Raw genomic sequence first — 12,151 nt, forward strand, 5'->3', positions numbered from 1 at the left:
AAGAGTTGATTGTAAAATCAACTCTTGTTCCTTAAGCAACCACCCAACCCCCAATAAATTATGACAACTATGACACAAAAAATAAACCTATATATAAACGGAGCGTTTACAGCAAGTACTGCTACAGCTTATTTACCAGTTGAAAACCCAGCAACACAAGAAATTATTGCAGAAGTTCCCTTAACAACATTATCAGAAATTGATCAAGCTATTGCTTTAGCAGGAGAAGCATTTAAAACCTGGAAAGAAGTAGCTACGCCTGAACGCGCAAGATTATTTTTGAAATATCAACATTTATTAAAAGAGCACCAAAAAGAAATCGCAGAAATATTAGCAACTGAAAATGGAAAAACGTTTGCTGATGCGATGGGAGATGTTTGGAGAGGTATTGAAGTTGTGGAGCACGCTTGTTCTATTCCAACTTTAATGATGGGAGAAACAGTTGAAAACGTAGCTCGTGCAGTAGATACTTATAGTTATATTCAACCCTTAGGAGTTTGTGCGGGAATTACACCCTTCAACTTCCCTGCGATGATCCCATTGTGGATGTTCCCAATGGCAATTGCCTGTGGTAATACTTTTATTTTAAAACCATCAGAGCAAGCACCAATGACAGCGATGAAATTAGCTGAATTATTCCAACAAGCAGGATTCCCTAAAGGTGTTTTAAATATTGTTCACGGATCTAAAGATCAAGTGAATCACATTTTAAACCACGAGGATATCCGCGCGATTTCATTTGTTGGATCTGTACCAGTAGCAGAACATGTGTATCGTACTGGAACACACAATTTAAAACGCGTACAAGCATTCGGTGGAGCAAAAAATCATATGGTGGTAATGCCAGATGCAAATAAACAACAAGTAATCAACAATTTAGTTGGGGCATCATGTGGAGCAGCTGGTCAGCGTTGTATGGCTATTAGTGTAGCTGTATTAGTAGGAGAAGCACAAAATTGGGTAAATGAGATTAAAGAGGCATTGAGCACAATCAAACCAGGTGTTTGGTCTGACGATGCAGCGGCTTATGGGCCACTAATCAACAAACAAGCCAAAGAAAAAGTATTGCGTTTGATTAAAAGCGGATACGACCAAGGAGCAGAAGTATTATTAGATGGAAGCGATTGCGTTGTACCAGGGTATGAAAAAGGATATTTTGTAGGACCAACCTTGTTCAATAAAGTAACAACAGATATGGATATCTACAAAGAAGAAATTTTTGGACCTGCTTTATTATTAGTAACTGCAGATACTTTAGATGAGGCAATTCAAATCATCAATGACAACCCTTATGGAAATGGTACGTCAATTTTTACAAATTCAGGAGCAGCCGCTCGTAAGTTTCAACATGAGATTCAAGTCGGACAAATTGGAGTAAACCTTCCAATTCCAGTGCCATTACCTTTCTTCTCATTCACAGGATGGCGTAAATCATTCTTTGGAGATTTACACTCTTATGGTAAACAAGGGGTGCGCTTTTATACAGAAACCAAAACCATCACAGCACGTTGGTTTGAGGAAGATGTACCTGGAGGAAATGTAAATATGACGATTAATTTAAAATAAGGAGGGGATAGAATGCAATTTAATTTAGATGAAAATCAATTAGCATTTCAAGATGCGGCAAGGAGTTTTGCAGAAAAAGAATTAGCTCCTTATGCCTCAGATTGGGATGCCAATAAAACATTTCCACGTGAGGCCATTCAAAAAGCTGGAGAACAAGGTTTTTGTGGCGTTTATACACGTGAAGAGGTTGGAGGACTAGGTTTTTCAAGATTGGATGCTGCTATTATTTTTGAAGAGTTAGCAGCGGCTTGTCCTTCTACAACCGCCTATATTACCATTCACAACATGGTAACATGGATGATTGATACTTACGGAAAAGAAACGGTTCGTCAGGCTATTTGTCCAGAACTCGCTTCTGGTCTTAAGTTGGGATCTTATTGTTTAACTGAGCCTGATTCAGGTTCTGATGCAGCAAGTTTAAAAACAACGGCTGTAAAACAAGGAGATAAATACATCCTAAATGGAACAAAAGCTTTTATATCAGGAGCAGGTGAAAGTGATTATCTTGTGGTAATGGCTCGTACAGGAGAAGCTGGGCCTAAGGGAATCAGTGCTTTTGTTGTACCTGCAGATGCGAAGGGAATTAGTTTCGGAGAAAAAGAAAAGAAACTAGGATGGAATACACAACCTACGCGTTTTATCTTTTTAGATCAAGTTGAAATTCCAGCTGAAAACCTTTTAGGAAAAGAAGGCGACGGTTTTAAAATTGCTTTAAAAGGATTAGATGGAGGGCGTATTAACGTGGGTATTTGCTCAGTTGGCGCTGCTCAAGGAGCTTTAAATCTAGCACAGCGTTATATGCATGAACGCATGCAGTTTGGTAAGTCATTGGCCCAATTTCAATCGTTGCAATTTAAAATTGCTGATATGGTAACTGAATTGGTAGCGGCTCGTCAAATGGTGTATTTAGCGGCATTTAAGTTAGATTCAAAAGACGCTAATGCAACAACGTATTGTGCAATGGCTAAGCGCTTAGCTACAGATAACAGCTTTACAGTATGTAATGATGCTCTACAGCTATTAGGAGGATATGGATGTACACAAGATTTTCCAGTAGAGCGCTTAATGCGCGATGCACGCGTTCACCAAATCGTAGAAGGAACCAATGAAATTATGAAATTGGTAATATCGAGAAGAATATTAGAAGAAGGTGCAACTGCTGAAATACGTTAATAAGACATGAGTTTAATACTAACAGAAATAAAGAATAAAGTAGGTTTCATTACGTTGAATTCAGAAGCAACGTTGAATTCGTTAAACCTGGAGATGATAGAAGCTTTAACTGCGACTATGGCTTCGTGGAAGAATTCGAGTGAAGTTGCTTGTATCTTTATTCAAGGAGCAGGAGAAAAGGCGCTTTGTGCGGGTGGAGACGTTAGACAATTGTACGACAATATTATTGCACAGCGTACAGTAGATGCAGCTAAAGTACCACAAGGTTGTTTTGATTTTTTTTCCAAAGAATATGCCTTAAACTACGAAATTCACACCTATCCGAAACCTATCATAGTATGGGGACACGGAATCGTAATGGGAGGTGGAATTGGAGTAATGGTTGGAGCTTCGCATCGCATTGTAACGGAAAGAAGTAAACTAGCCATGCCTGAAATTACCATCGGTTTGTTTCCAGATGTAGGAGCTACTTGGTTTCTAAATCGCATGCCTTCTGCCTATGGAATTTATTTAGGATTAACAGGGGCTCGTTTAGATGCAGCAGATTGTCGTTTCTTAGGATTGGCTGATTACTATATGGAATCAACTGCTAAGCAAGCGGTGGTAGATGCATTAGTACAGGCTAATTGGTCAACAGATATAGGCAATCAAATTGATGGAATTTTAGCAGATCTTGCGAAAAATTATACCATTGGTATTTCTCAAGCAGAGGTGCACCAATCGTTTATCACGCAATTTGAAGCGGTTGAAACGGTAGATGAATTTCGCTCTATCTTAGTCAATTGTCCTGAAAAAGACAGTTGGATTGAAACAGGAATGCAAAGTTTTAGTAAAGGATCTCCGAGTTCAGCACATATTATTTTCAAGCAGTTACAAAACGGAAAAGAATATAGCTTGGAGCAGGTATTTCAAACAGAATTAAACCTCGCTTGTCAATGTTGTATTCACCCTGATTTTGCAGAAGGTGTACGTGCTTTATTGGTAGATAAAGATCAATCTCCTAAATGGCAACCTGCTACTTTAGAAGAAGTTACGTCTGATTGGGTAGAGAGTTACTTTAAGCCTCTTTGGACGAAAGAAAATGACGTATTAAAGAATTTAGGTAAAAACTAAAAGAGTATGGCAAAAATAGCTTTTATAGGCTTAGGAAATATGGGTGGTCCAATGGCTGCCAACCTAGTTAAAAAAGGACATCAAGTAACGGGATTTGATTTAAGTGAAGTTGCTTTAAATCAATTGATTGCTCAAGGAGGAACAGTTGCTAAATCAGCATTAGAAGTAGCAAAGGGAGCCGAAGTAGTTGTTTCCATGTTGCCTTCAGGTAAACACGTAGCAGATTTGTATACTGTAGAATTTATGGCTCAATTACAGCCTAATGCAGTATTGATTGACAGTAGTACAATTGATGCAGTCACGGCTCGTACAGTTGCAGCATTAGCTGCGACACAAGGACATGCTATGATTGATGCACCTGTATCTGGTGGAACTGCCGGAGCACAAGCGGGAACCTTAACCTTTATCGTAGGGGGAGCAGCTCCAGATTTTGAGCGTGCAAAACCTATTTTAGAAGGAATGGGGCAGAATATCTTTTATGCTGGAGAATCAGGAGCAGGGCAAGTGGCTAAAATTTGCAACAATATGTTGTTGGCCATTCACATGATTGGTACATCTGAAGCTATTAATCTAGGAGTTCGCCACGGATTAGATCCTAAAGTATTGAGTGAAATTATGCAAAAAAGTTCTGGCAGAAACTGGTCTTTAGAGGTGTATAATCCTTATCCGGGTGTAGCAGAGAATACTCCTGCTTCAAAAGGATATGCAGGTGGTTTTGCAGTTGATTTGATGACTAAGGATTTAGGATTAGCAGCAGAAGCAAGCTTAGATACAAAAAGTTCAACACCTTTGGGAAGTACAGCTCTAAATTTATACAGAATGTGGAGCGAAGCTGGAAATGGCAAGTTCGATTTTTCGAGTATTATTAAATTTTTAAACCAACAATAATGATGAATTTTGAGACTTTAATTTACCAACAAGAGGGGTATATTGGCACATTGACGATTAATCGTCCCAATGCGCTAAATGCGTTGAATGCAACGGTATTGACGGAATTAAAATCATTTGCAGAACAAGTAAAAAACAAAGGTGATATTCGCGCTTTGATTATTACAGGTTCGGGAGAAAAGGCTTTTGTTGCTGGTGCAGATATTAAAGCCATGCAAAGTATGACGCCTCAAGAAGCGACAGATTTTTCATATATGGCTCAAGCAGCATTCAATGCCATTGAAGCCTTGCCCTTCGCAGTTATTGCAGCTGTAAATGGCTTTGCTTTAGGAGGAGGATGTGAGTTGGCCTTATCTTGTGATATCATTTTAGCAAGTGAAAAAGCGAAATTTGGTTTACCAGAAGCTACTTTAGGTTTATTGCCATGTTTTGGTGGAACTCAGCGTTTGCCACGTGCAATTGGTTTATATAAAGCAAAAGAGATGGTATTTACGGGAGATTTCTATACTGCAACAGCTTGTGAAGCAATGGGATTTGTCAATCGCGTAATTGCACCAGAAGAATTGTTGAACCAAGCTTATGCAATGGCAAAAACAATTGCTTCAAGAGGTCCAATTGCGGTTGCTAAAGCGAAAGTATCGATGCATACAGGCTTTGATCTTTCTTTAGCCGAAGGATTAAAACAAGAAGGTGCTTTATTTGGTCAGTTGTTTACTACAGCCGATCAAAAAGAGGGAATTGGAGCTTTTGTTGAAAAAAGAATCCCAGACTTTAAAGGAAATTAAATACTTTTAATTCAAATAATAAGGGCGTACTGTTTCTAGTACGCCCTTACTTTTTATAAATAAACTACAAAAGTTCTTTTCTCAATTGTTCCGCAGATTTGGGAGATAAATAGCCCAGTGGAATATCATAAACGGTTTTCGCTCCACTATGTCCTTGCTTGGCCATTCTGGCTATTGCACGACTAAAAGCTACTAAAACAGAGGCAGTAAATTCAGGATTACTTTCTAATTTAAGACTAAATTCCATATGCTGTTGATGCCCATTACCCGTTTCTCCAGATCGCAAAACAAAACCGCCATGTGGCATGGCACTGTGATTCAGCTTTAATTCCTCTTCCGAAATAAAGTGAACCGTTGTATCATAAGGTTCAAAGTAATTGGGCATGGTCTTGATTTCTTGTTCAATTTGTCGTTGATCAGCCCCTTCTTCTGCTACAACATAACAAATACGTTGGTGTTTTTCAGCAGCAGTAAATACAGGATTATGACCTGCGCGAACTTGCTCTAAGGCCTGTTCAATAGGCAAGGTATATTGTACTCCATTCTTAACTCCTTCTAAACGACGTATTGCATCCGAATGTCCCTGACTTAACCCTTTACCCCAAAAGGTATAGGTTTCTCCCTGTGGTAAAATCGATTCTCCTAACAAACGCAACATCGAAAACAAACCTGGATCCCAACCCGTTGATATTAAACTCAAGGTTTGATTTGCTTGAGTACATTGCTCTACTTTTGCAAAGTAAGCCGGAATCTCTCCGTGGTTATCAAAACTATCTACGGTATTAAAATGAGTTGCTATTTGAATGACTTGTTCTGGTAAATCTGTTGATGAACCTCCACATAAAATCATAACGTCTATTTTAGTTTTATAATCCAGTACACTAGCTAAAGAAACTACTTTAGTTGTTGTGTCTAAAGATTCAGGCGAACGTCTCGTAAAAATGGCAACAAGTTCTAAATCGGCATTTTGTGCAATTGCACGTTCTACACCTTTTCCTAAGTTACCATAACCTACAATACCTATGCGAATAGGGGTTGTTGAATGTATCATACTTCTGTTGTTTTTTTGCAATACCTGTATATTGCATTCAAAACCGCCAAAAGTACTCAAAAGTTAGAAAGAACTAAAATCTGTTTTCTATTTCTTTGGCTTTTTCCTAGACCATCCATTTACTTTTACAAAAAAGGTTTTTGTAAGGGCAACGCATCTGTTTAGGAGTTTTTAGTTGTATTTTGATTTGTATTTTGATTTGTATTTTGATTTGTATTTTTTTGCATTGAATCAAGTAGTGAATAATTCTTTATATTGAGCTATTTGTATTCTTTTTGTTTTTCAATTTTATTTTTATTAGAAAAAAATAAAGACAAGTTGCTTTGTTGTTTTTCTAATTTTTTATATTTGTATTTTTTAATAATAAAATGATTTTAAAAGATGAAAATTGATAAAACAATATTATTTATTTGTTTACTATTCAGTTTATTTGGTTTTTCTCAAAATCCTTCTAAAGAAATAACGAAAGATGAATACCTTGCTGATTTTGATTTTATGGTGCGAATCATAAAAGAGCAACATCCAAATCCTTTTCGATTTATTACAGAGAAAACATTTGATAATGAGGCGGCTATATTGCGAAAGAAACTCGAAAATGATCCGACTTATATTAATTTTCATCGCTTTAATCCTTTGACATTAATCCGTGATGCACATGTAAATTTAGTTCCAGATGCATTTGTTTTTGAAAGTGTAACGAAAACGATGCGCTTCTTTCCTTTTGCCACTACAGTTTATGACAATCGTGTATTTGTCAATCAATATACCAAAGCGATTCCAATAGGAGCAGAAATAATTAGTGTTAATCAACAGCCTGTCAACGATATATTGGCTCAAGTAGCCGATAGAGTTGATGGAGATATTGTAGCATCAACACAAAAGAATTTTAGTCTAGCTGTATCTTGTCAGTTTCCTACAGCTGAATTTTTTACCTTGACGTATAAGGAAGGTTCCTCAAAGCAGGTGAAAAGTATTAGAGTGAAATCAGTCAATTATGAAAAATACGATTACAACAACAATAAAACAGTTTTGCCTTTTACTCTTTTAGCTTATACCTCAGGTATATATGGATATGAACTAGATGAGAATACGTATATTTTAAGTATTAAATCCTTTAATCTTTCGGAAGAATATGCTTATTATATTTTGAATAATTTATTTACAAGCATTAAAGAAAAGGGAATAAAATATCTTGTTTTGGATCTTCGCGATAATTTAGGAGGATCCTTGTCCAATATTCCTTTGTTTTATTCTTTTATTAGTCGAGAAAAGAACTTTAAAAATATTTATAAATATGCGACTAAAGTTCCCTCAATTAACGTAAAGGAAAATTTAGTAGATGACAATAATAAACTTGCCAATGCAAGTGACATTATTAGTTTAAATAACTTCATGAAGCAGCGATTTGACCTGAATGAGGCGGATGGATTTTACTATGGTAATAATCGTTTGGATGAGTATTACGTTGAAAATTATCCTCAAGATAAAAATGCATTTACGGGAGAGGTTGTTCTCTTGCAAAATAACAATACAGTATCAGCAGCGGCATATTTTACCTATATGTTTCAAATCAATCAACGTGGATTAATTGTCGGGCAGGAGACAGGAAGTTGTAGTAACTTTACGACAGCAGCTTGGTTTTTGAACTATAAATTACCTCATACAGAATCGATTGTTGCCTTGCCAAGAAGTGAGCTTTTTTTTAATACAACAGCAAATAAAGACTGTACGTGTAGAGGAGTAAGACCGGATTATAGCATTACGGCTGATCAATTTCAAGAAGGTTTACAAGCGATCGAAGATGCTGAGATGAATCTAGCTCTGCGTTTGATTAAAAAATAAAGATTGTACCTTCGTTTAATTGTATAAAGGCTCAAATTTCTTGGCCTTTTTAGTCGTTAACTGAAGCTATATAAAATGTATTTTTGCTTTTTAAAAGGTTCTGGTATGCTTACTTTTTTTCTTAAAGCGTTTGATTTATTTACCACAGAAGAGATTGCTACTGTGGTTTCTTTATTTAAACCGCGTACGTTGGTTAAACATGATTTTCTAATTCGAGAGGGAGAGAGCTGTGAAGAAATTGCCTTTGTAGAATCGGGTTTGTTTCGTTCGTATTATACGACAGATGAAGGAAATGAATTAACGTATTGCTTTCGTTTTCCCAATGATTTAATCGGTGCGTATTCTGCGTTTATCACAGGAGGAAAAAGTGTGGAGCATATACAGGCGATTGCACCTGCAATGCTATGGGTAATTCAAAAAAAAGATTTAGACTTCTTAGCTTGTCACTTGCCTCAATGGAATACTTTTTTAAAGCGAATTGCCGAACAGCAATATTTAGAATTGGAACAACGCGTCATGCAGTTGCAAAGAGAAACTGCACAACAACGTTATAAAAATTTACTTTTGAATCACCCTAACTTTATTCAATTGATTCCCTTGCAGTATTTGGCTTCTTATTTGGGAATTACGCAACGGCATTTAAGTAGAATTAGAAAAGAAATTGCGTTTTAGACATTTGTCTGGTATTTGAAGATTAGGGCTCTTGTACCTTTGATGCTACCTAAAAAGGAAGGAATTCCTAAAAAAGTTCTAGCATGAAAAAAATAGTCATTTTAAATGGACATCCGAACCCAACTTCTTTCAATGCGGGTTTGGTAGAAGCTTACGTCAAAGGAGCTAAAGCAAAAGGCGCTGTTGTAAGAAGTATAACTATAGCTGACTTGGTGTTTGATTCTAATTTGCGTTTTGGCTATCAAAAGCGAATGGAGTTAGAACCTGATTTAGTTCAAGCGATTCAGGATATACAATGGGCCGATCATTTGGTTTGGATTCATCCAGTATGGTGGGGGGGATTACCTGCCTTGTTGAAGGGGTTTATTGATCGCACCTTTTTACCTGGTATTACCTATCAGTATAGAAAAAATAGTATGTTGTGGGATAAATTGTTGAAAGGAAAAACAGCCCATATCATTACGACATTGGATCAACCGGGGTGGTATTATCGTTTGATCTATGGAAGACCTAGTGTAAATCAATTAAAAAAATCAACACTTCAATTTTGTGGTGTTTCTAAAGTAGAAGTTACTTATATTGGAATTGTAAGGCATTCAACAGAGATGAAACGAGAAAAGTGGTTGAAAAAAGTAGAGAAGCTAGCAAAACGCTGAAGCCTATCGTCTTTATACACGATAAACAATACGTGATTTGAAAATTAAAATCTTTTTTTAATCACGTATTGTTAGCGTAGTTTTTTCCGTTTGACTTGTATTCCATTGTAATAGGCTATCAACCAGGTTAGATTGCCTATGATTTCATCTGGAATTTGTTTTTTGTATTTGGGATAGCACTTAATTAGAAAGACAAATGAGGCATCCAATGGATGATTTGGTATGTCTTTGTATGATTCTACTTGTTTCAGAACGATGTTCCATTGTATAAGATGCGGACTTAAACATTCCAGCTGTAATACTTCCATATGTCTAAGGGTGTTTACGTAATTTGTCTTTTGAGATAGTTCTCATAACACTCATTAATAAGCTTTAATCCTTCTGGTGTGTCTTGGGGATTAAATTTAATTTTGAGTTTGCTTTTTTTTGTTTTAGGCGCTTTTCTAAATAAAGTAGCTTTGGGTTTATCAAAATACAGTTGTACTTCGTCTTCAATGACTGCGACATGGAATTCAACGGCAAAGGTTGCTTTTTGTATCCCGTACATATTCAAAGGAATTAATGAGAGTAAGGGTACTTCAATAGGATCTTTTGATATTGCAAAAGACTCTTCACTTTTGGTGTCAAGTGAAGGTGACTGGGGGTAATTTAATGCGACAGTTTTGGCAATTAATTTTTTTTTGATTGCCATTTGTCCCTTGGTATCCGTTGTTTCGATCTCTTCTTCTATAAAATAGGTGTCGAATAGTGCTAGATTTTTTGCTATTAGTTGTTCGTTGGAGCTTGTAATGGCAGTTTGAACAGCTTGAACAAATTTTTTAAGACTTAGCGGTTTTTTCTTCATTTGTTTTCTGTTTTTTGTGTGGATTGATAACGCTCAACTGCTTCTTTGACAAGGGCTGTACTATCAGTAGATAATCCAATTAATGCACTACATTGGAAACAACGAAATTTAGTACCTGATATTAATTGCATGACCTCTAACGCAACTGCTGAACTACAGTTTGGACAGGCGATGATGATTGTTTGTCTTTGCATAATTATTTGGGATTAAAAGGTTGTATATTTTTGCTATATAATTCTAGAATACTCAGTACGCCTAATGGAAGTGGGAGATTACCTGCTTGGATATTGATTTTCAATGAACGCTGATTGGATTTTCTATATTTTTCATAGGGATTCATGTCCGGGCTACCATTAGATATTTTGCCGTTCAATTGGGCTTTTCTTTCAATAATATCGTTGGTTGTATTGACATAACTCGTAATAGAAGTAATATCCAAGTTGAAGGCAATTGTAATTTTCTGAATCGCTATAGAATTGAGTGGAGCGATTGAGATTAAAGGAACTTGGAATATTATGCCTTGTTGATTAAGTTCTTGATCCAAGGTACTCTTTTGAGTCCATACCATATTGATCATTTTAGGTTGATACACTTGTTCCTTTAAAGGGAATTGTGCATTATCTTTCTTTTTTATTTTGATAAAATACTGATTGAGTAGGGCAAAGGTCTGTCCATTGAGCATTAACGTATTGGCTTTGGAAAGCGCAATTAAGGGAGCAGAAATAATAGACTCAATATTCAATTCTGAATCTTGAATTCTATTGTATTTTGAGGAGGTATTGATTCGCTTCATGTCATGTCATTTTTGAAATAGATGCTGCTTGAATCAGTATCCATTAAGTTTATGGTTCAGTAAGACTACCTGTTTTGACTGGTATTTTTATTTGCTTTTTTTTGTTCATCTTCATTCTATTGTAAAGGTTTGTTAGAGTTGGAATTACTTTGAGTAGGAATCAAATCAATTGATTTAGTAAAAATATCAATCAGAGTTGAAACTCCAGGAGGGAGAGGAAGTTGATTGGCTTGAACATTTACCGTGTATTTCGCAGAATTACTCTTGAGATAATGTGTATTTGTTCGATTCGTTCTAGCAGCATCATAACTTACTTTTCCATGGATAACTGCTGAGAATAATCCAAAACCAATTTTTGCTTCCAACGTAGCTTCTGCAGTCTTTTTTTCCGTTTTTTCCTTTGAGGTTTCCTCACTAAAACTCGAATTGACTTCCATATCAAACTGAATATTGACATGATCTACTGCTAATGCATTTAAGGGTATAACCGTCAATAATGGAAGATAAAAAATAGTAGTAAATTGTTCAACAGATTGATCTTCTTTGATCCACGTTCTCTGGAGTTCCATCTTAATTGTAATGGGTTGATAAACAGGATCTACTTCGGTTCCTTTTTTCACAAAGCAAGTATCTAATAAGAATCTTGTTTGCGTAATGGCCATTTTTGCATTCGCCTCTGCCGTAGCATTTAATGGTCCACCTATCAAAGCATCCAAGGGTAAACCCGAGAATTGCTGAGAAATTGATACTAAATTTGTACGCATAATT

The 12,151-nt window shown here is 36.3% G+C and carries 13 protein-coding genes; 8 read left to right on the forward strand and 5 right to left on the reverse strand.

What is annotated here, in order from left to right; all coding sequences use genetic code 11:
• Positions 1 to 69: 69 nt before the first annotated feature.
• The 5 genes from HX004_RS06025 to HX004_RS06045 are packed head-to-tail and all read left to right on the forward strand — an operon-like array spanning position 70 to position 5,525.
• Positions 70 to 1,566 carry a CoA-acylating methylmalonate-semialdehyde dehydrogenase gene (locus HX004_RS06025; RefSeq protein ID WP_286441443.1) on the forward strand — a complete coding sequence of 499 codons (1,497 nt, stop codon included), beginning with the start codon at positions 70 to 72 and terminating at the stop codon, positions 1,564 to 1,566.
• 12 nt (positions 1,567 to 1,578) lie between these two features.
• Positions 1,579 to 2,739, forward strand: a complete 1,161-nt coding sequence (locus HX004_RS06030) for an acyl-CoA dehydrogenase family protein (RefSeq protein WP_286441444.1) — start codon at positions 1,579 to 1,581, stop codon at positions 2,737 to 2,739.
• A 6-nt stretch (positions 2,740 to 2,745) separates the two neighbouring features.
• The gene (locus tag HX004_RS06035; protein ID WP_286441445.1) at positions 2,746 to 3,852 is read left to right on the forward strand and encodes an enoyl-CoA hydratase/isomerase family protein; all 1,107 of its coding nucleotides are present in this window, start codon (positions 2,746 to 2,748) and stop codon (positions 3,850 to 3,852) included.
• Between the two features lie 6 nt (positions 3,853 to 3,858).
• Positions 3,859 to 4,740 carry a 3-hydroxyisobutyrate dehydrogenase gene (gene mmsB, locus HX004_RS06040; protein ID WP_286441447.1) on the forward strand — a complete coding sequence of 294 codons (882 nt, stop codon included), beginning with the start codon at positions 3,859 to 3,861 and terminating at the stop codon, positions 4,738 to 4,740.
• Positions 4,740 to 5,525, forward strand: coding sequence for an enoyl-CoA hydratase/isomerase family protein (locus HX004_RS06045; RefSeq protein WP_286441448.1), 786 nt, complete (start codon positions 4,740 to 4,742; stop codon positions 5,523 to 5,525). The genes mmsB and HX004_RS06045 overlap by 1 nt, the downstream gene beginning before the upstream one ends.
• A gap of 64 nt (positions 5,526 to 5,589) precedes the next feature.
• On the opposite strand, the gene HX004_RS06050 is transcribed toward HX004_RS06045, so the two are convergent.
• Positions 5,590 to 6,576, reverse strand: a complete 987-nt coding sequence (locus HX004_RS06050) for a diaminopimelate dehydrogenase (protein ID WP_286441449.1) — start codon at positions 6,574 to 6,576, stop codon at positions 5,590 to 5,592.
• Between the two features lie 381 nt (positions 6,577 to 6,957).
• Here HX004_RS06050 and HX004_RS06055 point away from each other — a divergent pair, with 381 nt between their 5' ends.
• The 3 genes from HX004_RS06055 to HX004_RS06065 all read left to right on the forward strand — a co-directional run bounded on the left by HX004_RS06055 (position 6,958) and on the right by HX004_RS06065 (position 9,746).
• Positions 6,958 to 8,418 (forward strand): S41 family peptidase, encoded by a 1,461-nt coding sequence (locus HX004_RS06055; protein WP_286441450.1) that lies wholly within the window; start codon positions 6,958 to 6,960, stop codon positions 8,416 to 8,418.
• Between the two features lie 105 nt (positions 8,419 to 8,523).
• Positions 8,524 to 9,090 carry a Crp/Fnr family transcriptional regulator gene (locus HX004_RS06060; RefSeq protein WP_286441451.1) on the forward strand — a complete coding sequence of 189 codons (567 nt, stop codon included), beginning with the start codon at positions 8,524 to 8,526 and terminating at the stop codon, positions 9,088 to 9,090.
• Positions 9,091 to 9,173: 83 nt separating this feature from the next.
• Positions 9,174 to 9,746, forward strand: coding sequence for an NAD(P)H-dependent oxidoreductase (locus HX004_RS06065; protein ID WP_286441452.1), 573 nt, complete (start codon positions 9,174 to 9,176; stop codon positions 9,744 to 9,746).
• Positions 9,747 to 10,068: 322 nt separating this feature from the next.
• Here the strand turns inward: HX004_RS06065 and HX004_RS06070 are convergent, their stop codons facing one another.
• The 4 genes from HX004_RS06070 to HX004_RS06085 all read right to left on the reverse strand — a co-directional run bounded on the left by HX004_RS06070 (position 10,069) and on the right by HX004_RS06085 (position 12,147).
• Positions 10,069 to 10,590 carry a DUF2589 domain-containing protein gene (locus tag HX004_RS06070; RefSeq protein ID WP_286441453.1) on the reverse strand — a complete coding sequence of 174 codons (522 nt, stop codon included), beginning with the start codon at positions 10,588 to 10,590 and terminating at the stop codon, positions 10,069 to 10,071.
• Positions 10,587 to 10,784, reverse strand: coding sequence for a hypothetical protein (locus tag HX004_RS06075; protein ID WP_286441454.1), 198 nt, complete (start codon positions 10,782 to 10,784; stop codon positions 10,587 to 10,589). The genes HX004_RS06070 and HX004_RS06075 overlap by 4 nt, the downstream gene beginning before the upstream one ends.
• 2 nt (positions 10,785 to 10,786) lie before the next feature.
• A complete protein-coding gene (locus HX004_RS06080; RefSeq protein ID WP_286441455.1) occupies positions 10,787 to 11,383 on the reverse strand; it encodes a DUF2589 domain-containing protein in 597 nt (198 codons plus the stop codon).
• A gap of 116 nt (positions 11,384 to 11,499) precedes the next feature.
• Entirely contained in the window at positions 11,500 to 12,147 is a 648-nt protein-coding gene (locus tag HX004_RS06085) for a DUF2589 domain-containing protein (protein WP_286441456.1), read from the reverse strand.
• Positions 12,148 to 12,151 lie beyond the last annotated feature (4 nt).

Origin of the sequence: Myroides sp. 1354 (assembly GCF_030324495.1) — a bacterium.
Classification (GTDB): Bacteria; Bacteroidota; Bacteroidia; order Flavobacteriales; family Flavobacteriaceae; genus Flavobacterium.